Source organism: Rhizobium sp. R339 (assembly GCF_002211395.1).
Taxonomy (GTDB): Bacteria; Pseudomonadota; Alphaproteobacteria; order Rhizobiales; family Rhizobiaceae; genus Rhizobium.
The window spans coordinates 171,761-194,621 of sequence record NZ_LOKV01000003.1; the positions used below are offsets into that span (position 1 = coordinate 171,761).

General features: G+C 60.0%; 25 protein-coding genes. 14 read left to right on the forward strand and 11 right to left on the reverse strand.

Annotated elements, in window-relative coordinates; genetic code table 11:
- Position 1 precedes the first annotated feature (1 nt).
- The 3 genes from tsf to ATY76_RS07505 form a co-directional block, all read right to left on the reverse strand.
- Positions 2 to 928 carry a translation elongation factor Ts gene (gene tsf / locus ATY76_RS07495; RefSeq protein WP_088674144.1) on the reverse strand — a complete coding sequence of 309 codons (927 nt, stop codon included), beginning with the start codon at positions 926 to 928 and terminating at the stop codon, positions 2 to 4.
- Positions 929 to 1,168: 240 nt separating this feature from the next.
- Complete coding sequence (gene rpsB / locus ATY76_RS07500; RefSeq protein ID WP_088674145.1) at positions 1,169 to 1,936, reverse strand: 30S ribosomal protein S2; 768 nt, start codon at positions 1,934 to 1,936, stop codon at positions 1,169 to 1,171.
- 303 nt (positions 1,937 to 2,239) lie between these two features.
- A complete protein-coding gene (locus tag ATY76_RS07505; protein WP_088674146.1) occupies positions 2,240 to 3,076 on the reverse strand; it encodes a cell envelope integrity EipB family protein in 837 nt (278 codons plus the stop codon).
- Between the two features lie 136 nt (positions 3,077 to 3,212).
- On the opposite strand from ATY76_RS07505, the gene ATY76_RS07510 reads away from it, so the two are divergent.
- From ATY76_RS07510 to aac(6'), 5 genes are all read left to right on the forward strand, one after another.
- The gene (locus tag ATY76_RS07510) at positions 3,213 to 3,683 is read left to right on the forward strand and encodes a RidA family protein (RefSeq protein WP_088674147.1); all 471 of its coding nucleotides are present in this window, start codon (positions 3,213 to 3,215) and stop codon (positions 3,681 to 3,683) included.
- The gene (locus tag ATY76_RS07515; RefSeq protein ID WP_088674148.1) at positions 3,680 to 4,399 is read left to right on the forward strand and encodes a glycerophosphodiester phosphodiesterase; all 720 of its coding nucleotides are present in this window, start codon (positions 3,680 to 3,682) and stop codon (positions 4,397 to 4,399) included. Before ATY76_RS07510 ends, ATY76_RS07515 begins: the two co-directional genes overlap by 4 nt.
- A gap of 77 nt (positions 4,400 to 4,476) precedes the next feature.
- Entirely contained in the window at positions 4,477 to 5,667 is a 1,191-nt protein-coding gene (locus ATY76_RS07520; protein WP_088674149.1) for a GNAT family N-acetyltransferase, read from the forward strand.
- A 54-nt stretch (positions 5,668 to 5,721) separates the two neighbouring features.
- Entirely contained in the window at positions 5,722 to 6,153 is a 432-nt protein-coding gene (locus ATY76_RS07525; RefSeq protein ID WP_088674150.1) for an HIT family protein, read from the forward strand.
- A 76-nt stretch (positions 6,154 to 6,229) separates the two neighbouring features.
- Positions 6,230 to 6,682 carry an aminoglycoside 6'-N-acetyltransferase gene (gene aac(6') / locus ATY76_RS07530; RefSeq protein WP_190233614.1) on the forward strand — a complete coding sequence of 151 codons (453 nt, stop codon included), beginning with the start codon at positions 6,230 to 6,232 and terminating at the stop codon, positions 6,680 to 6,682.
- A gap of 95 nt (positions 6,683 to 6,777) precedes the next feature.
- On the opposite strand, the gene clpA is transcribed toward aac(6'), so the two are convergent.
- The 6 genes from clpA to ATY76_RS07560 form a co-directional block, all read right to left on the reverse strand.
- The gene (gene clpA, locus ATY76_RS07535) at positions 6,778 to 9,267 is read right to left on the reverse strand and encodes an ATP-dependent Clp protease ATP-binding subunit ClpA (protein WP_088674152.1); all 2,490 of its coding nucleotides are present in this window, start codon (positions 9,265 to 9,267) and stop codon (positions 6,778 to 6,780) included.
- Positions 9,268 to 9,277: 10 nt separating this feature from the next.
- Entirely contained in the window at positions 9,278 to 9,631 is a 354-nt protein-coding gene (gene clpS / locus ATY76_RS07540; RefSeq protein WP_008526939.1) for an ATP-dependent Clp protease adapter ClpS, read from the reverse strand.
- 277 nt (positions 9,632 to 9,908) lie between these two features.
- A complete protein-coding gene (locus tag ATY76_RS07545; protein WP_088674153.1) occupies positions 9,909 to 10,286 on the reverse strand; it encodes a phasin family protein in 378 nt (125 codons plus the stop codon).
- 274 nt (positions 10,287 to 10,560) lie between these two features.
- On the reverse strand, positions 10,561 to 10,764 hold the full coding sequence (locus tag ATY76_RS07550) for a DUF3126 family protein (RefSeq protein ID WP_008526943.1): 204 nt from the start codon (positions 10,762 to 10,764) through the stop codon (positions 10,561 to 10,563).
- 136 nt (positions 10,765 to 10,900) lie between these two features.
- On the reverse strand, positions 10,901 to 11,734 hold the full coding sequence (gene cysE, locus ATY76_RS07555; protein WP_088674154.1) for a serine O-acetyltransferase: 834 nt from the start codon (positions 11,732 to 11,734) through the stop codon (positions 10,901 to 10,903).
- A 140-nt stretch (positions 11,735 to 11,874) separates the two neighbouring features.
- Positions 11,875 to 12,660: an alpha/beta hydrolase gene (locus tag ATY76_RS07560; RefSeq protein WP_088674155.1), complete on the reverse strand. Its 786-nt coding sequence runs from the start codon at positions 12,658 to 12,660 to the stop codon at positions 11,875 to 11,877.
- A gap of 157 nt (positions 12,661 to 12,817) precedes the next feature.
- Here ATY76_RS07560 and ATY76_RS07565 point away from each other — a divergent pair, with 157 nt between their 5' ends.
- Entirely contained in the window at positions 12,818 to 13,063 is a 246-nt protein-coding gene (locus ATY76_RS07565) for a zinc-finger domain-containing protein (protein ID WP_008526950.1), read from the forward strand.
- A 28-nt stretch (positions 13,064 to 13,091) separates the two neighbouring features.
- The gene (locus ATY76_RS07570; RefSeq protein ID WP_088674156.1) at positions 13,092 to 14,246 is read left to right on the forward strand and encodes an FAD-dependent monooxygenase; all 1,155 of its coding nucleotides are present in this window, start codon (positions 13,092 to 13,094) and stop codon (positions 14,244 to 14,246) included.
- A gap of 10 nt (positions 14,247 to 14,256) precedes the next feature.
- On the opposite strand, the gene ATY76_RS07575 is transcribed toward ATY76_RS07570, so the two are convergent.
- Positions 14,257 to 15,447 carry a cystathionine beta-lyase gene (locus tag ATY76_RS07575; protein ID WP_088674157.1) on the reverse strand — a complete coding sequence of 397 codons (1,191 nt, stop codon included), beginning with the start codon at positions 15,445 to 15,447 and terminating at the stop codon, positions 14,257 to 14,259.
- Between the two features lie 14 nt (positions 15,448 to 15,461).
- Between ATY76_RS07575 and ATY76_RS33125 the strand changes: the two genes are divergently transcribed.
- The 5 genes from ATY76_RS33125 to ATY76_RS07595 all read left to right on the forward strand — a co-directional run bounded on the left by ATY76_RS33125 (position 15,462) and on the right by ATY76_RS07595 (position 20,073).
- Positions 15,462 to 15,677, forward strand: a complete 216-nt coding sequence (locus ATY76_RS33125; protein WP_141104993.1) for a hypothetical protein — start codon at positions 15,462 to 15,464, stop codon at positions 15,675 to 15,677.
- Between the two features lie 130 nt (positions 15,678 to 15,807).
- Positions 15,808 to 16,833: an amino acid ABC transporter substrate-binding protein gene (locus tag ATY76_RS07580; RefSeq protein WP_088674158.1), complete on the forward strand. Its 1,026-nt coding sequence runs from the start codon at positions 15,808 to 15,810 to the stop codon at positions 16,831 to 16,833.
- Between the two features lie 100 nt (positions 16,834 to 16,933).
- Positions 16,934 to 18,136: an amino acid ABC transporter permease gene (locus ATY76_RS07585; RefSeq protein ID WP_088674159.1), complete on the forward strand. Its 1,203-nt coding sequence runs from the start codon at positions 16,934 to 16,936 to the stop codon at positions 18,134 to 18,136.
- Complete coding sequence (locus tag ATY76_RS07590; RefSeq protein WP_088674160.1) at positions 18,137 to 19,282, forward strand: amino acid ABC transporter permease; 1,146 nt, start codon at positions 18,137 to 18,139, stop codon at positions 19,280 to 19,282.
- Positions 19,283 to 19,299: 17 nt separating this feature from the next.
- Positions 19,300 to 20,073 (forward strand): amino acid ABC transporter ATP-binding protein, encoded by a 774-nt coding sequence (locus tag ATY76_RS07595; protein ID WP_064691464.1) that lies wholly within the window; start codon positions 19,300 to 19,302, stop codon positions 20,071 to 20,073.
- A gap of 58 nt (positions 20,074 to 20,131) precedes the next feature.
- Here ATY76_RS07595 and ATY76_RS07600 read toward each other — a convergent pair whose 3' ends face one another.
- The gene (locus tag ATY76_RS07600; protein ID WP_190233615.1) at positions 20,132 to 20,782 is read right to left on the reverse strand and encodes a hypothetical protein; all 651 of its coding nucleotides are present in this window, start codon (positions 20,780 to 20,782) and stop codon (positions 20,132 to 20,134) included.
- A 458-nt stretch (positions 20,783 to 21,240) separates the two neighbouring features.
- Here ATY76_RS07600 and ATY76_RS07605 point away from each other — a divergent pair, with 458 nt between their 5' ends.
- Both ATY76_RS07605 and ATY76_RS07610 read left to right on the forward strand, forming a co-directional pair.
- Positions 21,241 to 21,681, forward strand: a complete 441-nt coding sequence (locus ATY76_RS07605) for a DUF3597 domain-containing protein (protein WP_088674161.1) — start codon at positions 21,241 to 21,243, stop codon at positions 21,679 to 21,681.
- A 202-nt stretch (positions 21,682 to 21,883) separates the two neighbouring features.
- Positions 21,884 to 22,198: a hypothetical protein gene (locus tag ATY76_RS07610; protein WP_088674162.1), complete on the forward strand. Its 315-nt coding sequence runs from the start codon at positions 21,884 to 21,886 to the stop codon at positions 22,196 to 22,198.
- Positions 22,199 to 22,861 lie beyond the last annotated feature (663 nt).

The following is a 22,861-nucleotide window of genomic DNA, read 5'->3' on the forward strand; positions in this document are numbered from 1 at the left end:
ATCAACCCTTGACGGCAGCCGCGACTTCGGCTGCGAAATCGGTCTCTTCCTTTTCGACGCCTTCGCCGAGGAGAAGACGGGCCATGCCGGCGACTTCGATCGGTGCGCCGACGGCCTTTTCAGCTTCCTTGACGGCGGCTGCGACGGTCAGGTCGGGGTTGATGACGAAAGACTGCGAGAGAAGAGCAACTTCCTCGAAGAACTTGCGCATGCGGCCTTCGACCATCTTCTCGATGATGTTGTCCGGTTTGCCGGAAGCGCGCGACTGCTCGATGAAGACGTTGCGCTCACGCTCGGCGACGGCGGCGTCGACTTCCTCCGGACGGATCGCCAGCGGCGCGGTCGCGGCGATGTGCATGGCAACCTGGCGGCCGATAGCGTTCAGGGCTTCCTTGTCGCCGGTCGACTTCAGGGCGACGAGAACGCCGAGCTTGCCGAGGCCGTCGGAAACGGCATTGTGGATATAGGTGGCGACGACGCCGTCTTCGACGGAGAGCGCGGCCGAGCGGCGCAGGTTCATGTTTTCGCCGATCGTTGCAACCGCATCCTTGATCGTGTCGGAAACGGACTTGCCGGATGCCGGATAGGTCGCGGCAGCGATGGCATCGACCGTGCCGTCAGTGGCAACGGCGACCTTGGCGACGCCGCGCACGAGATCCTGGAAGGCGTCGTTGCGAGCGACGAAGTCGGTTTCGGAGTTGACTTCGACGACGACGGCCTTCGTGCCTGCGCTCGAAACACCGATGAGGCCTTCTGCGGCGGTGCGGCCGGACTTCTTATCGGCCTTAGCGATACCCTTGGCGCGCAGCCAGTCGATCGCCGCTTCCATGTCGCCATTGGTTTCAGCAAGAGCCTTCTTGCAGTCCATCATGCCTGCGCCGGTCTTCTCGCGCAGTTCCTTCACCATTGCAGCCGTAATCTCGCTCATTAGCTTCCTCTTGTCGGTTCACACGGTGGGCCGCTAAGCGCGGCGCGGCACCGGATTGACGCACGAAATGTACCTGTATCTATGACAGCGTGATGAAGACGCGTCACAGCGAAACTTATCTGGCAAAGAGCCTGAAGCCTTTGCCCTGAAACAGGCAAGGCCGCCGAACTTCGATGAGTCGCGAGCGGCCTTCCCCAATCCCTAAAAGCTTTGGCGGAACTTTCGCTCCGCCTACTTTCATCAGCCTTCGGCTGCTTCTTCGAGAGCCGGCTCGACCGGAACTTCGGAGGATGCACCGAGATCGCGGCCAGAGGAGCCCTGCTGACGCGCGATGCCGTCGATGGCGGCGCGGGAGATCAGCTCGCAGTAAAGAGCGATTGCGCGCGATGCGTCGTCGTTGCCCGGGATCGGATAGTCGATCAGGTCGGGATCGCAGTTCGAATCGATGATGGCAACAACCGGGATGCCGAGGCGCTTGGCTTCGTCGATCGCGATCTTTTCCTTGTTGGTGTCGATGATGAACATCAGGTCCGGCGTGCCACCCATATCGCGGATACCGCCGAGAGCCTTGTCGAGCTTTTCGCGCTCGCGCTCGAGGTTCAGACGTTCCTTCTTGGTGAAGCCCTGGGCTTCGCCGCCGAGGATCTCATCGAGCTTGCGCAGGCGCTGGATCGAGTTGGAGATCGTCTTCCAGTTCGTCATCATGCCGCCGAGCCAGCGCGAGTTGACGTAGTACTGGGCCGAGCGCTTGGCGCTGTCGGCAATGATCTCCGACGCCTGGCGCTTGGTGCCGACAAAGAGAACGCGGCCGCCGCGGGCAACGGTGTCGCTGACGACCTGAAGGGCGCGCGACAGCATCGGAACGGTCTGGGCCAGGTCGATGATGTGAATGTTGTTACGGTCGCCGAAGATGTACGGCTTCATCTTCGGGTTCCAGCGATGCGTCTGGTGGCCGAAGTGAACGCCTGCTTCAAGAAGCTGGCGCATAGAAAAATCAGGCAATGCCATGCCTTTATACTCCTTTTCCGGTTGAACCTCCGCAAGGCGAACAGCATCCTCTTCGAGGACGCCACCGGCGGAACAGCCCGGATTTCTCCCAGACGATCCCATGCCTTACGTGTGGAATGCCGGTGCCCATACATTCCGTTCGGCATAAATGCAAGCAAAACATTCCGTTTGGAATATTATACTGAGAAAGCGCCCCGCATTCGCCCACGCGCCCGTCACGCAAAATGGGGAGATGACGAATGCAGGAAACATCCGGCGCCGCGAATGCCGCTGCGAGATGGATCTATGACAGCCGCAGACGGCTCAGTTGCAAGCTTCGGCCTTGCGGTCGAGCAGCTCAAGCTTGGCGAGCTTTCCCGTCAGGACGAAATCGCCGTAATCCATGGTCAGATCGCGGGTAATGCCGTTCTCATAAAGCTTGAAGGACATGCGGTAGACCGGCACCGCATCGGTTTTGGCGTTCTCATTGAAATAGGCGATCGTCACCGGCCAGAAGGCGGCCTTGGAGAAGGCGCCGGCATTGCCGGCATCGGCCTCGTCGGTCACCGGTGTTTCCTGCTTGCCGACGATCGTCGTCGTCACCAGCGACTTATCGCCGTCATCGGAACCATCGAAGACGCGGGCTTCGAAGAAGCGCTTGCCGTCCTTGGCGTTCTGGATCACATCCAGCATATGTTCCGTGGGAAAGCGGCTTTCGGCCAGCTGGAGCTCGCGGCTTGCCGGCTGCTTGAGATCGACCTTGACTCCATCCGGCCGATCTTCGGCTGCGCCGTTGACCTCCTTGTCGAGCTGCTGGTCGGTGAAGGACTTGGTGTCGAAGGTGAATTTGCCGTCCTTCAGGTTCTCGAAGGTCTTCGTCTGCTGGTCGCTGACGCGCACGCTGTCGCCGGTATCGATCTGCGTCACGAAGCGGAAATTGGTGGTGAAGCCCTGGCAATAGTTGCCGTCGAATTCATAGACCATCCGGCCGTACATGGCGGCGATGCCCGAGCGGTCCGAGGCGTCCTTCAGCTCCAGATCGTAGACGGCGCGATGGGCGACGAGGCCGGTCGCAATCGCCGCGCTCGCCGCAGGCGCGCCCGCCCATGCATTGGCGGAAACGCTGGCGAGAAGCAGAGCGGCAAGCGACGATCGGAACATTCATTCACTCCTGTTGGACTCGGCCGCAATGTTATATGAACTCTTTCGGCCAAATCGAGGCTCGAAGCTGTCATATTAAAGATTCTAGTCTTGATGCATAATTTTTGAAACATTGACAACAAAAGCGGAGACGAAAATGTCCAATGAAATTGCAGCGCGCCTCAGTGAGATGGGGATAAACCTGCCCGAGGCCGCAGCCCCTGCCGCAAACTACGTTCCCTATGTCATCAGCGGCAATCTTCTCTACATCTCCGGCCAGCTGCCGCTCGAAGGCGGCAAGGTCGCCGTATCCGGCCATCTCGGCAAGACGGTCGACGTTGCAGGCGGCCAGCGCGCTGCCGAACTCTGCGCCATCAACATCCTCGCCCAGGCGAAGGCGGCACTTGGCGGCGATCTCGGCCGCATCCGGCGCGTCATCAAGCTGAACGGCTTCGTCGCCTCGGCGGCTGATTTCGTCGAGCAGCATCTCGTCATCAACGGCGCGTCGAACCTGATTGCCGGCGTGCTCGGCGAGGCGGGCAAACATGCGCGTGCCGCCGTCGGCATGGCGGCCCTGCCGCTGAACGCCGCCGTCGAGATCGATGCTATCATGGAAATCGCAGAATGACGAATGCGGCCTGGATCAAGGACGTGCCGGTCGCCCATCGCGGCTATCACGACCTCAACAAGCACGTCTGGGAAAACACGCTTTCGGCCTTCTCGCGTGCGGTCGAAGCCGGCTTTGCGATCGAATGCGACCTGCACTACGCCTCCGACGGCGTGCCGATCATCTTTCACGACGAGGATCTGAAGCGCCTGTGCAATCTCAACGGCGACGTTCGCGAGCGCACATCGAGGGAACTTGGCCTGATCGCCGTCGGCGGCACGAGCGACAAGATACCGACGCTCCGTCAGCTCCTCGATCTCGTCCAGGGGAAGGTGCCGCTGGTGCTGGAACTCAAGGGCCGCGAGGCCGATGACGAGGGATTTGCCGAAGCCGTGCTCGAAGTGCTTCAGGACTATGATGGCAAGGTCGCGCTGATGAGCTTCGACCACTGGCTGCTGCGCGATCTGAAGGCGCTCGATGCACCCTACCCGCTCGGACTGACCGCCAACGGCAATACGCCGGAAGAGATCAAAACGCATGCCGCGGCAATGGAGATCGGTCTCGATTTCATCTCCTTTTATTATGGCGACCTACCGAACGTCTTCATCACAGGCGAACGCGAGAAGGGCATTCCCGTGATCACCTGGACGGTGCGCGACGAAGAGGCACGCCGGCGCACGTTCGAAAATGCCGATCAGATGACCTTCGAGGGCTTCGACCCGCGTGTGGCGGTTTGACGCTCGCTTTTTGGCCAAGATCATGCGCAGACTGAGGCAGAGCCGAACCATCTCCCCACAGGCTTCGCATTTGCCCCATGACTGATGAACTATCCATTCGTGTAGAACGCTCCTTCACCGCGATTTCCCCGGAGAGCTGGTCCAGGCTTTCCGGGGCGTCGAAGGACTGCAGTACGCTTGCCTACAACCCGTTCGTTTCCCACGCCTTTTTGTCGGCGCTGGAGGAATCAGGTTCGGCCACTGCCGAAGCCGGCTGGCTCGGGCACCATCTGCTGCTCGAGACCGATCGCGGCGAACTGATCGGCGCCCTGCCCGGCTACCTCAAGAGCCACAGCCAGGGCGAATATGTCTTCGACCATGGCTGGGCCGACGCCTTCGAGCGGGCCGGCGGGCGGTATTACCCGAAGCTTCAGTGCTCGATCCCGTTCACGCCGGCGACCGGGCCGCGCCTTCTCGTCGCCGAAGGGCTGCAGCGGCTGCCGATCCAGAGCGCAATCGCCGAAAGCCTGAAAGAGGTCGTGCGCCGGCTCGGCATCTCCTCGGCCCATATCACTTTCGTGCCTGATGACGAGATCGGCGTCTTCGAGATGGACGGCTATCTGCACCGCACCGATCAGCAGTTCCATTTCATCAATGACGGCTATGCCAATCACGAGGAGTTTCTCGAAACGCTTGCCTCGCGCAAACGCAAGGCCTTGCGCAAGGAGCGCCGGGCCGCGCTCGAAAACGGCATCAGCATCGACTGGCTGACCGGGAAAGACCTGACGGAACACATTTGGGACCAGTTCTTCAAATTCTATATGGACACCGGCGGCCGCAAATGGGGCCGGCCCTACCTCACCCGCAAGTTCTATTCGCTGATCGGCGAGCGCATGGCCGACGACATCCTGCTCGTCATGGCCAAACGTGACGGGCGTTACATCGCCGGCGCGATCAACTTCATCGGCGGCGAAACGCTCTACGGCCGTCACTGGGGCTGCATCGAGGATCATCCCTTCCTGCATTTCGAGGTCTGCTACCACCAGGCGATCGACTTCGCCCTTTCGAAAGGGCTGAAGCGGGTCGAGGCCGGCGCGCAGGGTGAACATAAGCTCGCCCGCGGCTACCTGCCGGTGACGACGCATTCAGCCCATTATGTCGCCCATGCCGGCCTTCGCCGGGCGATCGGCGACTATCTCGCGCGCGAGCGGGCCGATGTCGAGCATATGGGCGAGATCTTGAGCGAGCACAGCCCCTTCCGCAAGGGCGAGCGCCTGCAGGAGGATTGACGCGGCCCCGCCGACCGCGCTACCCGATCAAGCAGAAAACGAGGAGATTTCGCGATGACCAGATCGGCCGCCTATGACGATAACAACATCTTCGCCAAGATCCTGCGCGGAGAGATCCCCTCGCACCGTATCTATGAAGATGAGCATACGGTCGCCTTCATGGATGTCATGCCGCAGGCGCCGGGCCATGTGCTCGTCGTTCCGAAGGCGCCTTCCCGCAATATCCTCGACGCCGATCCTGCGACCCTCGCCCATGCGATCACAGTCGTCCAAAAGGTCGCCAATGCGGTCCAGGACGTCTTTGACGCCGACGGCGTGTTCGTCGCCCAGTTCAACGAACCGGCCGCCGGGCAGACGGTGTTCCACCTGCATTTCCACGTCATCCCTCGCCATGAGGGCGTGGCGCTCAAGCCGCATTCCGGCAAGATGGAGGATGGCGCCGTGCTCGCTGCCAATGCCGAAAAGATCAGGGCCGCGCTGGCGTAAGGCCGATCATCGCCTTAACAAGAAGCTTTCTGCGCACCGACCGTCACGATTTTTGCGGCCAGAAGGGAACCGCAATATGGAATCGATTATCGAGATTGCGACGATAAAAGATGTCGAGCCCTGGGCGCAGCTTCGCGCTGCGCTATGGCCGCATCACTCGCTTGAAGATCATCGAGCCGAGTTGAGCCGGGCGTTTCTTTCAGAAAATGGAGAAGCCATCGGGTTCATCGCTCGCAATGCTGCGAATGAAGCTGTCGGGTTTGCCGAAGCCACTTTGCGGCATGACTATGTGAATGGATGCAGCAGCTCGCCGGTTCTATTCCTCGAAGGAATTTATGTCCGGTCCATCGACAGACGAAAGGGCATCGCACGATTGCTTTGCAATGCCGTTGCCGATTGGGGGAAGTCGCTTGGGTGTGTTGAGTTTGGCTCAGACGCGCTGCTTGAGAATTCCGCCAGCCATGCGATGCATGCCGCTTTGGGATTTGAGGAGACACAGCGCGTCGTGTTCTTCCGAAAGCCACTATAGGCCGGTGCTGCGTTTCCGCGATAATGGCTTATCGCGAAACTCACACGCAGTTAAGGGCCGGGGGAAACCCGGCCCTTTTCCAATTCGGTGACATATCACTTCTTGCGCGGAACCTTCGGAACCGCGCTACCCTTTTTCGGAGCGTCGCGGACCTCCGGCTCGGCCCGCGGGACGGTCTTGGCGCGGGTCTTGCGAGCCGTCTTCGTCTTCAGTTCGCCGTCGTCCTCGTCATCGGCTTCGGGATGCACGACCTCGGCCTCCGGCTTCGGCTTGATCGGGGCCGTATCCGGTATGGCCTCCAGCACGATACCCGGCTTGCCGTCTTCCTTCGGACCGACGGTGACGTTGACGACGCCGCCCTTCTTCAGCTTGCCGAAGAGGATTTCGTTGGCAAGCGGCTTCTTGATGGTGTCCTGGATAACGCGGGCAAGCGGGCGGGCGCCCATCTTCTCGTCGTAACCCTTTTCGGACAGCCAGGCGATCGCGTCCTCGTGCAGGTCGAAGGTGACGTTCCTTTCGGAAAGCTGGGCCTCCAGCTGCATGATGAACTTCTGCACGACCTTGTGAATGACGGCCGTCGGCAGCGCAGCGAAGGGAATGATCGCGTCTAGACGGTTGCGGAACTCCGGCGTGAAGAGACGGGTGAGCGCCTCCTCGTCCTCGCCGGTGCGCTTGGACGAACCGAAGCCGATCGCGGCCTTGGCCATTTCGGACGCGCCCGCATTCGTCGTCATGATCAGGATGACGTTGCGGAAGTCGATCTTCTTGCCGTTATGGTCGGTCAGCGTGCCGTGGTCCATCACCTGCAGCAGGATGTTGTAGATGTCGGGATGCGCCTTCTCGATTTCGTCGAGCAGGACCACGCAATGCGGATGCTGATCGACGCCATCGGTCAGGAGACCACCCTGGTCGAAGCCGACATAGCCGGGAGGTGCGCCGAGCAGACGGGAAACCGTGTGCCGCTCCATATATTCCGACATGTCGAAGCGCAGGAGCTCGACGCCGAGCGACGAAGCCAGCTGCTTTGCCACCTCGGTCTTGCCCACACCGGTCGGGCCGGAGAAGACATAGGCGCCGATCGGCTTGTTCGGCTCACGCAGACCCGCACGCGCCAGCTTGATCGAGGTCGAAAGGGCTTCGATCGCGATATCCTGGCCGTAGACGACCGAGCGGAGTTCCTGCTCGAGATTGGCAAGCACCGCTTCGTCGTCCTTGGAGACAGTCTTCGGCGGAATGCGCGCCATCGTGGCGATGGTCGCCTCGATCTCCTTTTCGGTGATCAGCTTGCGGCGCTTGGAGGGCGGCAGCAGCATCTGGGCCGCACCCGTTTCGTCGATCACGTCGATCGCCTTGTCGGGCAGCTTGCGGTCGGAGATGTAGCGGGCCGACAGCTCAACGGCCGACTTGATGGCGTCGTTCGAGTAGCGCAGGTGGTGATATTCTTCGAAATAGGGCTTCAGGCCCTTCATGATCTCGATCGCATCATTGATCGACGGTTCGCTGACGTCGATCTTCTGGAAGCGACGAACCAGCGCCCGGTCCTTCTCGAAGAACTGACGATATTCCTTGTAGGTGGTCGAACCGATGCAGCGGATCGCGCCCGACGAGAGGGCCGGCTTCAAGAGGTTGGATGCATCCATCGCACCGCCTGAAGTAGCGCCGGCGCCGATCACCGTATGGATTTCATCGATGAAGAGCACGGCGCCCGGATATTCTTCCAGTTCCTTGACCACCTGCTTCAGACGCTCTTCGAAATCGCCGCGGTAGCGCGTTCCGGCAAGCAGCGTGCCCATGTCGAGCGAGAAGATTGTCGCATCGGCGAGTGCTTCGGGAACCTTGCCTTCGACGATGCGCTTGGCGAGGCCTTCGGCGATCGCCGTCTTGCCGACACCCGGATCACCGACGTAGAGCGGATTGTTCTTCGAACGGCGGCACAGAATCTGAATGGTGCGGCTCACCTCTGCGTGACGGCCGATCAACGGATCGATCTTGCCGCCCTTGGCCTTCTCATTGAGATTGACGCAATAAGCCTTGAGCGCATCCTGCTGCTTCTTGGGTCCGCCCTCTTCCTCGCCGCCGCGTGCGGTCGGCTTGCTTTCCGATTCTTCCTCGGCGCCGCGCGGCGGACGGGAGTCCGAAGCGCCCGGCCGCTTGCCGATGCCGTGGGAGATATAGTTGACCGCATCGTAGCGGGTCATCTCCTGCTCCTGCAGGAAATAGGCGGCATGGCTCTCGCGCTCGGCAAAGATCGCGACGAGCACGTTGGCGCCGGTCACTTCCTCGCGGCCGGAAGACTGCACGTGGATGACGGCGCGCTGGATGACACGCTGGAAACCGGAGGTTGGCTTCGAATCCTCGTCATATCCGGTGATCAGGTTGGAAAGTTCGTTATCGACATATTCGACGAGCGTCTTGCGCAGCGCGTCGAGATCGACATTGCAGGCGCCCATGACCGCGGCCGCATCGGCATCGTCGATCAGGGCGAGCAGCAGATGCTCGAGCGTGGCATATTCATGATGCCGCTCGTTGGCAAAGGTCAGTGCCTGATGGAGCGCCTTCTCTAAGCTAGGCGAAAATGTTGGCACGTTGAGATCCTCACTTCTTTTCCATGACGCATTGCAGCGGATGCTGGTGCTGCCGGGCGAAGTCCATCACCTGGCTGACCTTCGTTTCCGCTACCTCGTATGTGAATATTCCGCATTCGCCGACGCCGTGGTTGTGGACATGCAGCATGATGCGGGTGGCACTTTCACGATCCTTCTGAAAAAAACGCTCCAGAATATGAATGACGAATTCCATGGGAGTGTAGTCGTCATTCAAAAGCAGTACGCGGTAGAGGTTGGGCTTCTTGGTCTTCGGCTTGGTGCGCGTGATGACCGAGGTTCCGCGATTTCCGTTGTCCCCGTTCCTTTCGCTGTCGTTCTGCATCCGGATCGGCTTTGCGATCATTGTCATTCATTCCTCGATCAATCCGGCAGAGCATGGGAGGGTGCTTTTCCCGCCGAATATCTGAAACACTAACTTAGTTCATAATGGGCCGATTTTAAGCCCCCTGTCAGACACTGCAATCAAGAAATGCCGGCATGCACGGGAAAGACTAAAAAAGTCCCCGGCCGATCTCAGGCGGACGCAGCAATGAAAGTGGAAACAAAAAAAGACCGGCTACAGATGCGTAGCCGGTCTTCGTTTTTCAATATGTAGCGGAGGTTGCGCTACCGAATTTACATCATGCAGCGGCGGGTGTCGCCGGCTGCGGCGATTTCGGCGACTTGACGGCGGTAGCCGCAGCAGCGATCGGCGCCTCATAAGGTTTGTAGGCGGATTTCGCGAGATCGGCATACATTTCGCCGAGCTTCGTCGTTTCGGAGACGAAGTTTTCATAGGCGGACTTGACGTAGCTCGTCTGCAGTTCGAAAGCGGCCTCGAAGCTCTTGGCGCCGGCCAGCGTTTCGAAATGCGTCACCGCGTCCTGAAAGGACTTCTTCGAATATTCGGCGGCTTCGGTGGCGATCGCCTGAAAGCCCCTCGCCGTGTCGGAATAGGTTCTCAGGGCCGTATCGACGGCTTCCTTGCTCTTCCTGTTGGCATCGTCGAAGTTGAACATGACCGTCCTCCGTTGGGCTGTTGGGGTGGCGGCAGGGTAGCTGCAACGCACAAATAGTCAAGTAGTCTTGTGCGATGCAAAACACTAAAAAGTTGCATGACGATTATAAAACAAAGCCTGCGCGCCGGGGCACGTACTTCTTTAATTGATTTTGCTAATATATATCAGAATGCCACAACCGGAGGCTTCAAATAAATTTTCACTCGACGGCGAAAAAACGAAAAAAGGCCGGGCGGATCGCGCCGCCCGGCCTTCTTGAAGCTTTCGAACGCGATTAAAGATCGACGTCGAGAATGGCCATCGAAAAGTTGTAGGAGCGGTCACCGTCCTCATCATCGACGTAGACGACGCCCAGAAATTCTTCGCCGAGATAAACTTCCGCAGAATCATTCTTGCGCGGACGCGCCTTGACGACGATCTGCGGGTTGAGCGTACGTTTGAAATAGGCGTCGAGCTTCTTGATTTCTTCTGGCTTCACTCTGTCATCTCCGTAAGCGGTCTTGATTGGCCGCTTCTTGCACAGGAAAAGCAGCGGTGTAAAGGCAAGGTTGCCACTTGGCGTGGTCTGTCCCCGCCCGGTTCCCGCCGACTTCCTATTCCTTTTCCAATGGCGCTCAGATATCGGCGCCGATCACCTGGTCCATGTTGCGCGACGGCTCGGAACAACCAGCTTCGCCGACGACCTTGGCCGGAACGCCTGCGACCGTCTTCTTCGGCGGCACCGCCTTGAGCACGACGGAACCGGCGGCAACGCGCGAGCAATAGCCGATCTCGATATTGCCGAGGATCTTCGCGCCGGCGCCGATCATGACGCCGCTGCCGATCTTCGGGTGGCGGTCGGCGCCTTCCTTGCCCGTGCCGCCAAGCGTGACGCCATGCAGGATCGAGACGTTGTCGCCGATGACCGCCGTCTCGCCGACGACGAGGCCCGTCGCATGATCGAGAAAGATGCCCTTGCCGATACGCGCCGCCGGATTGATGTCGGTCTGGAAGACGCTGGAGGAGCGGCTTTGCAGATAAAGCGCGAAATCGCGCCGGCCGCGGTTCAGGAGCCAATGAGCCAGACGGTGCGTCTGCAGCGCATGGAAGCCCTTGAAATAGAGCACCGCCTCCATGAAGCGCAGGCAGGCGGGATCGCGGTCGTAGACGGCCTGGATATCGACGCGCAGGATGGAGCTCCACTCCGGCCAGTCGAGGAGCATTTCCTCAAAGGTCTGGCGAAGCAGGTTCGCCTGCATATCGGGATGATCTAGACGTTCGCAGATCCGATGGATGACGCATTCCTCAAGCGAACGGTAGTTGATGACAGTCGAATACAGGAAGGCGGCGAGAACCGGGTCGTTTTCGGCCGCGATCCGTGCTTCCTCGCGCAGGCTGTCCCAGATGGGATCCATCACCTTCAAGGGATGGCCAGCCTCAAAAGCACGAATGTCTGTCTTTGCGACCATCGCCGCTCTCCTTGCTGCCAACAGGAATGCCGTTTTCGGAATGCCAATATATAGAGGAAAACGCCAATAACATAAATGGGTGCCGCCGCCATGGTTTTTTAGCATGGCTGTTCGCCATCACGATCATGTCACCGGCGATGTCACCCCTCGGCGACCTTTGCGTAGAAGGCCAGCACCGCCTGCTTGAAAACCTTGTCGCCGACGGCGAGCATATGATCGCGGCCGGGAATATCGAGCGCTTCGGCATTCGGCATCAGCGCCGCCAGTTCCTGCGGCGAGCCGGCGATATCATCCTTCGTGCCGACGCCGATCAGAGTGGGCATGTCTAGCCTGCCCATGTCCGATCGGGCGACGAGATCACGCGAGCCGCGAATGCAGACGGCAAGGGCGACGCGGTCGCTCTTCGTCTGCTCGGCGAAGGCGCGGAACATCCGGCCGCGGGTATGCGTCACCTCGTCGAGCGAGGGAGCAAGCAGCGCATCGGCGATCGGGTCCCAGTCGCCGACGCCGTCGGTCATGCCGATGCCGAGGCCGCCGAGCACAAGGGACCGGACACGATGCGGATTGGCGAGCGCCGTAAAGACCGAAATGCGCGCGCCCATCGAATAGCCCATGATATTGGCCTCCGGGATGCCGAGGTGATCGAGCAAGGCGATCGCATCGCCGGCCATGACCCAGGGGCGATAGGCTTCGGCGTCGTGCGGCTTGTCGCTTGCGCCATGACCGCGATTGTCGATGGCGATCACCCGATAGCCGGCATCCCCCAACGTCTTCAGCCAGCCCGGATGCACCCAGTTGACGTTCGCCGTCGAGGCGAAACCGTGGATCAACAAGACAGGCACGCCGGACGGATCGCCTTCGTCGAAAAAGGCAAGTTTCAATCCGTCGTGGGCGAAGCTTGAAAAGGCAGGCGTGTTCAGGTTCATCGGGTCTTCCTTTTTGGCGTGACCATAATCGAGCCGCCAGTCAGCGTGAAGCCAAAACTGTGCCCAAAAACTGTGACCGGCGCGGCGCTTTGGCTCTACACATTTGCGGCGAAGGCTTATAAAGTCCGCCCACATTTCTAAGCATTCGGAGAGCAATATGGCCGGCCACAACATCCCCCACTTCCAGAATGACGGCGGTCACCGCGTTATCGAAGTCGGCGTCAAGGAATTCATGTGCACCGGCGCTTCGGCTCCCTTCGACCACCCGCATATCTTCATCGACATGGGCGACGACAACGAGAAGGTCTGTTCCTACTGCTCGACGCTCTATCGCTTCAATTCTTCGCTCAAGCCCAGCCAGACCAATCCGGCCGGTTGCGTCTTTCACGTGAAGGCGGCGTAATCCGTCCAGAATCTGGATCGGACAGACAATGCCTGCCGAACATGCCGCCATCATCGGCGCCGGTATATCAGGACTGGCCGCGGCCCTTTCGCTTTCGCGTCGCGGCATCAGCTCGGAAATCTTCGAGCAGGCAGGCGAATTGACCGAGGTCGGCGCCGGGCTGCAGGTATCGCCGAATGCTTCCCGCATCCTTGACGAACTCGGCATTCTGGAAGGGCTGTCGAAGATCTGGCTCGAGCCGGACACGATCCGGCTGATATCGGGCAGTTCGCTGCGCCAGCTCGCGGCGGTGCCGTCGGGCAAATTCGCGCGGGAACGCTGGGGGGCGCCCTATGGCGTCCTGCATCGCACGACATTGCAGAAGGCCCTGCTGGCAGCGGTCGAGGCCGATCCGCTTTGTCGGCTTCATCTCGGCGTGCGGTTCGAGGCAGGCCTGCCGCCGCTGGAGCGCGCCGCCGATCTCGTCATCGGCGCGGACGGCGTCTGGTCAAAGCTCCGGCAATCCGTTCCCGGCAGCCCCTCGCCGCGTTTTTCCGGCAATATCGCCTACCGCTTCACCATTGCCGGAGCGGAAGCGCCCGCCTTTCTCGATCCGACATCCGTCTCGGCGTTCCTCGGCGGCTCGGCGCATCTCGTCAGCTATCCCTTGAAGGAAACCGGCAGCTTCAACATGGTGGCGATCACCGCCGGCAACCTCACGCCGCAGACCTGGCAAAGCGAGCCGACGGCCGAGCAGCGCGCGCAGCTGCGGAAGCGTCTTTCCGGCTGGAACGCCGCCATCCTGTCGCTGTTCGAAAGACAGGCGAACCTGACCTTCTGGCCGCTGTTCGAAACCACCGCAGGCGCGTGGCACGACGGCCGAAGGACGGTGCTGATCGGCGACGCCGCCCATGCGATGATGCCATTTGCCGCGCAGGGCGCGGCCATGGCAATCGAAGACGCTTACGAGCTTGCCGGCTTTCTTTCGGACCGCCCGATATCGGAAGCGCTGGCGCTTTTCGAAAAACATCGCGCGCCGCGCATCGCAAGGCTTCGCCAGCGCGGCGCCTTCAACCAGTTCGCCTATCATGCCAAGGGGCCGATCCGGATCGGCCGCGATCTCGTGCTCGGCCTCAAACCGCCGCCAAGCCTGGCGGCGGATCTCGACTGGATCTACGGCTACAAGGCCGTGCGCCTGCCCTAAAGCGCCGCGGTCAGACGGCGCTTGCGGCGGCAAAACCCCGTTCGATGTCGGCCTTGAGGTCTTCCACATCCTCGATGCCGATCTGCAGACGGATGACCGGGCCTTCCGTCGGCGCCTTGGCGACCTTGCGGTCGTTGAGGTTGGCGTGCAAAGCGAGGCTTTCGAAGCCGCCCCAGGAATAGCCGAGACCGAAAATCTGAAGCGCATCGAGGAAGGCGTGCGCCTTCACCCTGGACTTCTCGGGATTGCCAGCGGCAAGCACGAAGGAGAAGATGCCGCTCGCACCCTTGAAGTCGCGCTTCCAGATATGGTGGGAGGGAAAACTCGGCAGGGCCGGATGCAGCACGCGGGCAACGTCCTCCCTGCCCTCCAGCCATTCGGCGATCGCGAGCGCGCTTTCATAATGCCGCTCGAGGCGCAGGCCCATGGTGCGCAGTCCGCGCAGGATCTGATAGGCATCGTCGGGAGCGCCGCAAATGCCAAGCACGCCGTTCGCCTCCTTCAGCCGCTCCCAGTGCTCGGCATTGGCCGAAACCGTTCCGAGCAGGATATCGGAATGACCGGACGGATATTTCGTCGCCGCATGGATGGAAATGTCGACGCCGTGGTCGAGCGGCCTGAAATAGAGCGGCGTCGCCCAGGTATTGTCCATCATGACGACGGCGCGATGGCGATGCGCAACCGCCGAGATCGCCGGAATATCCTGCATCTCGAAGGTATTGGATCCGGGCGCCTCGGTGTGGACGATCTTGGTGTTCGGCCGGAACAGCGCTTCGATGCCGGCGCCGATCGACGGGTCATAATATTCGACCTCGACGCCGAGACGCTTCAGCATCGTATCGCAGAAATGACGCGTCGGGCCGTAAACCGAATCGACGACGAGCGCATGGTCGCCGGTGGCGACGAAACCCAGGAACGGAATGGTGACGGCCGCAAGGCCCGACGGAACGAGGATCGTGCCGGCCGAACCTTCAAGCGCGTCGATCGCCTCGCAGAGCGCATCCGTCGTCGGCGTGCCGCGGGTGGCGTAAGTGTATTTTTGCGCTCGCGTCTCCATCGTGCGGGCATTCGGAAACAGCACCGTCGAAGCATGCACGACCGGCGGATTGACGAAGCCGTGATAATCGAAGGGATCGTTGCCGATATGGGTCAGGCGGGTGTTGATGCCGGCGTTCTGCAGCAAACTGTCTTTATCTTTCATGTCGGAAATGGCCTTTGGCGAAGGAGCGCGAAAGCGAACATTTGGACGCCTCGCCGGTTCCGGTCAACCCCTCGAGGACAGCGAACAGGCAACGCGCGTTTTCACGAAAATTTGGATTTTCGCGTTATTTTTCCGCAAGCGGACGCCTATTTGGTAGCCAGCAGCCCAGGAATGCGGCGCAATATACCAAAATCCCGAAATTTGCCGCAATTATTGATGGCGACACTTGACCATGGTGACATTTGCGACTGTGATAGAGTCACTCGCGCCGGGAGGGTGTCGAGACAATGGGGGCGGCAGAGTTTTTCGCCGGAACTCCCCACAAGAAAAGATAAGACAACGGAAAAGGTTGGGAAAAAAATGAAGAACAAGCTTCTGTCGGCCGCGATCGGCGCAGCAGTTTTCGCTCTTGGCACCTCGGCTGCTTCAGCCACGACCCTTGGAGATGTAAAGGCAAAGGGTTTCATTCAGTGCGGCGTCAACACCGGTCTCGCCGGCTTTGCCGCGCCTGACGCTTCCGGCAATTGGGCCGGCTTCGACGTCGACTTCTGCAAGGCTGTCGCCGCTGCCGTCTTCGGCGACCCCACCAAGGTGAAGTTCACCCCCTTGAGCGCCGCCAATCGCTTTCCGGCTCTTCAGTCCGGCGAAATCGACGTGCTCGCCCGTAACACGACCTGGTCGATCAACCGCGACACCGCTCTCGGCCTGAACTTCCGTTTCGTCAACTACTATGACGGCCAGGGCTTCATGGTCCGCAAGAGCCTGAACGTGAAGTCGGCGCTCGAACTCTCCGGCGCGTCCGTCTGCGTGCAGTCGGGCACGACCACGGAACTCAACCTCGCCGACTACTTCAAGGCGAACAACCTTCAGTACAACCCCGTCGTCTTCGAAAAGCTGGACGAGGTCAATGCCGCCTATGATGCCGGCCGCTGCGACGTCTACACGACCGACCAGTCCGGTCTCTATTCGCTGCGCCTGACGCTGAAGAACCCGGACGAACATACGATCCTGCCGGAAATCATCTCCAAGGAGCCGCTCGCTCCGGCCGTTCGCCAGGGTGACGACCAGTGGTTCGATATCGTCAGCTGGGTCGGCTATGCCATGATCAATGCCGAAGAATTCGGCATCACTCAGGCGAATGTCGACGACATGAAGAACTCGCCGAACCCTGACATCAAGCGCTTCTTGGGCGTCGAGGCCGATACCAAGATCGGCACCGATCTCGGCCTGACCAACGACTGGGCCTACAACATCGTCAAGAACGTCGGCAATTACGGCGAAACCTTCGAACGCAACATCGGCCAGGGCAGCCAGCTGAAGATCGCACGCGGTCTTAACGCTCTCTGGAACAAGGGCGGCATTCAGTACGCACCGCCGGTTCGCTGATCGGCATCAGGCATGAAAGCCGGAAGGGCGGGCGACCGCCTTTCCTCCTCCTATAAAAAAGCTCCGAAAAGGAGCGCATAACGTGGGGAATTGGCCAGGTATGACGCACCAGATTGCGGGTTCAACACCTATACCCAGGAGTGGCTGGAGTTTTCAGTCCGCCCTCTACGACCCGAGAGTTCGGGGTATCTTCTTCCAAGTTCTTACCATCGTGTTGCTGGTCACCTTCGTGTGGTGGGTCGCGCACAACACTGCCGTCAATCTGGCGCGCGCCAACATCGCATCGGGCTTCGGCTTCCTGAACGGCCGCGCCGGCTTCGAAGTCGGCCAGTCGCTGATCGCCTATTCAAGCGATTCGACCTACGGCCGGGCGCTGCTGGTCGGCCTGCTGAACACGCTGCTGATCGCCGTTACCGGCATCATCACCGCTACCATCATCGGCTTCATCGTCGGCGTTGGCCGTCTGTCGCGGAATTGGCTGATTGCCAAGCTGTGCACGGTTTATGTGGAAGTATTTCGCAATATTCCGCCGCTGCTCGTGATCTTCTTCTGGTATTCGGGCGTTCTGGCGGTTCTGCCAAACGCGCGCGAGTCGCTGCATCTGCCTTTCGGATCGTATCTCAACAATCGCGGCCTTTCCTTCCCCAAGCCGATTTTCGGCGAAGCTTTCTGGCTCGTCGGCGTCGTCTTCGTCATCGCGATCGTCGCCGTCATCGTGACGGCTCGATGGGCGCATCGCCGGCAGGCAGCAACGGGTCAGCCCTTCCATACGATCTGGGTTTCGACCGGACTGCTGATCGGCCTGCCGCTTGTTGCGTTCCTGCTCGCAGGCATGCCGCTTTCCTTCGATTATCCGATCGCGGGCAAATTCAACCTCACCGGCGGTTCCATCGTCGGGCCGGAGTTCATGTCCCTCTTCCTGGCGCTTTCCTTCTATACCGCCGCCTTCATCGCCGAGATCGTGCGCGCGGGCATTCGCGGTGTGCCGAAGGGACAGACGGAAGCTGCGGCCGCACTTGGGGTGCATCCCTCGTCGATCACTCGCCTCGTCGTGATCCCGCAGGCCTTTCGCATCATCATTCCGCCGCTGAGCAGCCAGTATCTCAATCTCACCAAGAACTCGTCACTGGCGATCGCCATCGGTTTTGCCGATCTCGTCGCGGTCGGCAGCACGACGCTGAACCAGACCGGTCAGTCCGTCGAGGTGATTCTCATCTGGATGGTCATCTATCTCAGCCTCAGTATCGTGACCTCGCTGTTCATGAACTGGTTCAATGCCAAGATGGCGCTGGTGGAGAGATAAATGAGCAACAGTTTCGTCAGAACCGCCATGCTGGCGCCGGAGCCGCCTCCCGCGGGAGAAAAGGGTGCCGGAGCCTGGATCCGCCGCAACCTGCTTGCGACACCGACGGACATGGTCCTTACCATCGTGGCCCTGGTCTTTCTTTCCTGGGCTCTCTTTCATGCGATCGACTGGCTCTTCGTGCAGGCGGTCTGGACCGGGTCGGATCGCACCTTCTGCGCCACGACCGTTCAGGGCGGCATTCAGCCGGACGGTTGGAATGGTGCATGTTGGGCCTTCATCAACGCCAAGTTCGACCAGATCATCTACGGTGGCTACCCGATCGACGAACGTTGGCGGCCGACACTGGTCGGCATTCTCTTCGTACTCCTGCTGGTTCCGATGCTCATCCCTTCGGCGCCGCGCAAGGGCCTGAACGCCATTCTGCTCTTCATCGTGCTGCCGATCGTTTCCTTCGTTCTGCTGTACGGTGGATTCGGCCTGGAAGTCGTCGAGACTCCGCGTTGGGGCGGACTGATGGTGACGCTGGTGCTCTCCTTCGTCGGCATCGCGGTCTCCTTCCCACTCGGCATTATCCTGGCGCTCGGAAGGCGCTCGCAGATGCCTGTTATCCGTACGGTCTGCATCATCTTCATCGAAGTCGTCCGCGGCGTGCCCCTAATTACCGTCCTCTTCATGGCGAGCGTCATGCTGCCGCTTTTCCTGCCGGCCGGCTGGACGGTCGACAAGCTCCTGCGCGCGATCATCGGCGTATCGATCTTCGCCTCCGCCTATATGGCTGAGGTTATCCGCGGCGGTCTGCAAGCAATTCCCAAGGGTCAGTTCGAGGGTGCGGATTCGCTCGGCCTCGGCTACTGGCAGAAGATGCGGCTGATCATCCTGCCGCAGGCGATCAAGCTGGTGATCCCGGGCATCGTCAACACTTTCATCGGCATGTTCAAGGATACCTCCCTGGTGTCGATCATCAGCATGTATGACCTGCTCGGCATCGTTCGCTTCTTCTTCACCGATCCGAATTGGGCAACCGCAGTAACGCCGCTGACGGGACTGATCTTCGCCGGCTTCGCCTTCTGGCTTTTCTGCTTCGGCATGTCGCGCTATTCGGCGTTCATCGAACGTCACCTCGACACCGGCCACAAACGATAAAATGAGGGAAAACAATCATGGCTGAAGCTCCAGCTAAAAAGCTCACCGTTTCCGCAACGGAAGTGGCGATCGAAATCATCAACATGAACAAGTGGTACGGTGATTTCCATGTGCTGCGCGACATCAATCTGAAGGTCATGCGCGGCGAGCGCATCGTCATTGCCGGCCCGTCGGGTTCCGGCAAGTCGACGATGATCCGCTGCATCAACCGCCTGGAAGAGCACCAGAAGGGCAAGATTATCGTCGACGGCACCGAGCTCACCAACGATCTGAAGAAGATCGACGAGGTCAGGCGCGAAGTCGGCATGGTGTTCCAGCACTTCAACCTCTTCCCGCATCTAACGATCCTGGAAAACTGCACGCTGGCGCCGATCTGGGTGCGCAAGATGCCGAAGAAGCAGGCGGAAGAAATCGCCATGCACTTCCTCAAGCGCGTCAAGATCCCGGAGCAGGCCAACAAGTACCCGGGCCAGCTCTCCGGCGGCCAGCAGCAGCGCGTGGCGATCGCCCGCTCGCTGTGCATGAACCCGAAGATCATGCTGTTCGACGAGCCGACCTCGGCGCTCGACCCTGAAATGATCAAGGAAGTGCTCGACACCATGGTGGGCCTTGCCGAAGAAGGCATGACCATGCTCTGCGTCACCCATGAAATGGGCTTTGCCCGCCAGGTCGCCAACCGCGTCATCTTCATGGACCAGGGGCAGATCGTCGAACAGAATTCGCCGGCCGAATTCTTCGACAATCCCCAGCACGAGCGCACCAAGCTGTTCCTCAGCCAGATACTGCACTGAGAAAGCGTCCGAAGCTTTTGAAGACCCGCCGAGCCAAGACTCGGCGGGTTTTTCATTTTCAGCGGGAAGCCGACACACGCAGCAGGCTGCAGAGACCGGCAAGACCGGAATCAGCGCCGCCAGAGGAAATGTCGACGCAACGGATGAGCATCTTGCGCCGCTGGTCGGCAGGCATTTCACGGAAGGCCTCGAGGGTGCGGGCCTGTGAGGCGCTGACGGCGCCATCAGGCTCAGCAGTTGTTCCTATACGCCCAGCCTCGTTCACGTCGCCAATGGCAAGATTGGCGTTCACGCCGCTTCCGCCACCAACTGACGCCGTGGCTTTGGCATCGATGCCATTGGAGCCGCCGGTCCGGGCGTTGATATCGGCGTTGACGCCGCGACCGCCGCCGAGCCTGGCTTTGGCGCGGGTCCCGAGACCGTCGCCGCCGCCGATTCCGGCATTGACGTCGGCATCGATACCGCGACTGCCGCCGACGCTGGCGTTCGCATCCGTGTTGATGCCGCTTGAGCCGCCGATGGACGCATTGGCCGTTGCATCAACGCCGTTTCCGCCGCCGAGCGAAGCCCCGACATCGGCGCTGGCGGCATTCCCCGCGTTCACAGACACGCCGATGTCGAGCGCATGTGCCTGACCTGCCGGCATGGCAAGGGCCGCGCACACGGATGCAAGCAGGGCAACCGGCAGTCTAAGGTGCATGTGGGTCATGATCTTCCTCCGTTTCCATGTGCCGAACAGTGTCCGGCAGCCGAAAATCGAGGAACGCGCGTGCCTTCGATCGATCGGACGCCTGCTCTCCAGGACGTCCATGCCAAGCCAACGTGAAGGAGTAATCAATGTTTCCTGTCGGCGCTTCTCGAACCGTCGTGACGACCGAAAATAACCAATAGTGGTTATCACAAGGCAAGCGGCGCGGAAACGACTGTGCCAAAAGCAGACATCCGAGGCAAATCCCGGCCTATATCGCGGCCCTGTCGAAAGTCTGAAGGATTGGCGCCAGGATCGCTTCCAATAGGACGACAGCCGGATCGATCACACTGGCCGCGGTTATGTCGATCTCTTCTCCCTCCACTGAGGTGGCAAAAATAAACTTCCGCTCTTCTGGATATGGCTTGCTGGAACGCCATGTTCAGCATGTCCTAATTTACGAAGCCGGAGGTTCACGAATGGGCATTTTCGACAAAATCAAACATGCAATCTTTGGAGAAGCCAAAGCTGCCGAGCCCGCTGCCGCCAGCGCGCCGAAGGCAGAGCCGGTCCAGGCTCCCGTCTCACCGTCGCCCGCGCCCAGCCAGGCGCCGACGGCTTCTCCGGCGCAGAGTAAGGCGCCCCCGACCCCGGCAGCAGCAACAGTCGATATCGTCCCCATCCTCGACGCCGCCGTGAAGAAAAACGGCCAGAAACTCGACTGGCGCCACTCGATCGTGGACCTGATGAAGGCTGTCGGGATGGATGCGAGCCTCGCCGAACGCAAGGAACTCGCCGCCGAACTCGGCTATACCGGCGACACAAACGATTCCGCGAAGATGAATATGTGGCTGCACAAGGCACTGATGAAGCGGCTCTCGGAAAATGGCGGCAAGGTTCCGGCCGATCTCCTGGATTGAGTGATGACGGATGGCTGCCGCCGTTTTCGGCCGCAACCATCCGGCCATAGAGGCTCGGACATGCAAATTCTCATTTTCCGGCCGCACGACCAAAAGTCACGCGCCAATGCGGATGCTATTCACAAGTCTCCTTGCTCATAAACGCAGGAACCAATAATATCGTACTCGATTACTTCGTATGAGCGACACGGGAGACTGTCCAATGAGATTGATGGCAGCAGTTGGTCTTACGCTTAGCCTGGGCTGTATTTCGGCCGCAGAATCCCCTTCAAACTATCAGTCCTATCATGGCGGCATCCGGGTCGACACCGACCCCGTGCTCCTTGCACGATACGACAAGGCGCTTCAACGCTGCGTGCCGGAAGCAAGCTCATTGCGCAGAGGCTCACCGGATCCACAGAGCCTGGAATACAATGCGGCGCTGAGAAGCTGCCTCTACAGGTACAGCTTCGTCGATAGAGGCGTCTACGCCTATCCCATCCCCAAGGTCTATTTCGATCATTTCCTGGATCGCTGAGAAGAAGCTCTCGGCTACGACATCAGCAATTTATTCCACCTTTCAGCGAAATTAGTATGATTTCGCGCTTGCCCTTTTGTGCGCCGCGCGAATCGAAATAAACATCAGGCGCCATCAATTGTAATTAGACTAGAGGACAATATTAAATGCGCGCTCGTACCGTAACAATAATGATTGCCATTGGACTTCTGACCGCATGCGTCCCAACGCGTCAGGACTACGAAGCTTACGTCACATTGCTGCAAGGCAGTTCAAGGGCAAGAAGTGAAGTCGTGAAAGACTGCGCGAAGGGATTTGATGCGAATGGCCGCCGCGGTGCAGGACTTGTGACAAGCGTTTCGGACAAGGACGCTCCAAGGGTTGCGTGCGAGCGATTTGTTGCAGCCCTGGTTTCGGGCCGCCTTACCTATGACGATGTTGTCGACGTCAGACAGCATCGATTCACGCGAAAGGTAATCAAGATCTTTCAGGGCCGCTAAGCACGCGGCGGCTTGCAGCGCCCGGCTTGCAAGCCGCCGAGAGACCGTCCAGCGGATCCGCTGTTAGCGTTGGATTGAAATATCAGCCATGAGTTGCACTTTGTCGTATAGTGGTCATAGGACGGCCGCGACAACGTCGGTCCGCATCCGCATGAGAGCGTGGTTTAAATCACCTACGTCTTCA

Excerpts from the sequence above, each read along its gene's own strand:
- tsf (WP_088674144.1), bottom strand. The coding sequence starts at position 928 with ATGAGCGAGATTACGGCTGCAATGGTGAAGGAACTGCGCGAGAAGACC.
- rpsB (WP_088674145.1), bottom strand. The coding sequence starts at position 1,936 with ATGGCATTGCCTGATTTTTCTATGCGCCAGCTTCTTGAAGCAGGCGTT.
- ATY76_RS07505 (WP_088674146.1), bottom strand. The coding sequence starts at position 3,076 with ATGTTCCGATCGTCGCTTGCCGCTCTGCTTCTCGCCAGCGTTTCCGCC.
- ATY76_RS07510 (WP_088674147.1), top strand. The coding sequence starts at position 3,213 with ATGTCCAATGAAATTGCAGCGCGCCTCAGTGAGATGGGGATAAACCTG.
- ATY76_RS07515 (WP_088674148.1), top strand. The coding sequence starts at position 3,680 with ATGACGAATGCGGCCTGGATCAAGGACGTGCCGGTCGCCCATCGCGGC.
- ATY76_RS07520 (WP_088674149.1), top strand. The coding sequence starts at position 4,477 with ATGACTGATGAACTATCCATTCGTGTAGAACGCTCCTTCACCGCGATT.
- ATY76_RS07525 (WP_088674150.1), top strand. The coding sequence starts at position 5,722 with ATGACCAGATCGGCCGCCTATGACGATAACAACATCTTCGCCAAGATC.
- clpS (WP_008526939.1), bottom strand. The coding sequence starts at position 9,631 with ATGATCGCAAAGCCGATCCGGATGCAGAACGACAGCGAAAGGAACGGG.
- ATY76_RS07545 (WP_088674153.1), bottom strand. The coding sequence starts at position 10,286 with ATGTTCAACTTCGACGATGCCAACAGGAAGAGCAAGGAAGCCGTCGAT.
- cysE (WP_088674154.1), bottom strand. The coding sequence starts at position 11,734 with ATGGTCGCAAAGACAGACATTCGTGCTTTTGAGGCTGGCCATCCCTTG.
- ATY76_RS07560 (WP_088674155.1), bottom strand. The coding sequence starts at position 12,660 with ATGAACCTGAACACGCCTGCCTTTTCAAGCTTCGCCCACGACGGATTG.
- ATY76_RS07565 (WP_008526950.1), top strand. The coding sequence starts at position 12,818 with ATGGCCGGCCACAACATCCCCCACTTCCAGAATGACGGCGGTCACCGC.
- ATY76_RS07570 (WP_088674156.1), top strand. The coding sequence starts at position 13,092 with ATGCCTGCCGAACATGCCGCCATCATCGGCGCCGGTATATCAGGACTG.
- ATY76_RS07575 (WP_088674157.1), bottom strand. The coding sequence starts at position 15,447 with ATGAAAGATAAAGACAGTTTGCTGCAGAACGCCGGCATCAACACCCGC.
- ATY76_RS07580 (WP_088674158.1), top strand. The coding sequence starts at position 15,808 with ATGAAGAACAAGCTTCTGTCGGCCGCGATCGGCGCAGCAGTTTTCGCT.
- ATY76_RS07585 (WP_088674159.1), top strand. The coding sequence starts at position 16,934 with ATGACGCACCAGATTGCGGGTTCAACACCTATACCCAGGAGTGGCTGG.
- ATY76_RS07590 (WP_088674160.1), top strand. The coding sequence starts at position 18,137 with ATGAGCAACAGTTTCGTCAGAACCGCCATGCTGGCGCCGGAGCCGCCT.
- ATY76_RS07595 (WP_064691464.1), top strand. The coding sequence starts at position 19,300 with ATGGCTGAAGCTCCAGCTAAAAAGCTCACCGTTTCCGCAACGGAAGTG.
- ATY76_RS07600 (WP_190233615.1), bottom strand. The coding sequence starts at position 20,782 with ATGACCCACATGCACCTTAGACTGCCGGTTGCCCTGCTTGCATCCGTG.
- ATY76_RS07605 (WP_088674161.1), top strand. The coding sequence starts at position 21,241 with ATGGGCATTTTCGACAAAATCAAACATGCAATCTTTGGAGAAGCCAAA.
- ATY76_RS07610 (WP_088674162.1), top strand. The coding sequence starts at position 21,884 with ATGAGATTGATGGCAGCAGTTGGTCTTACGCTTAGCCTGGGCTGTATT.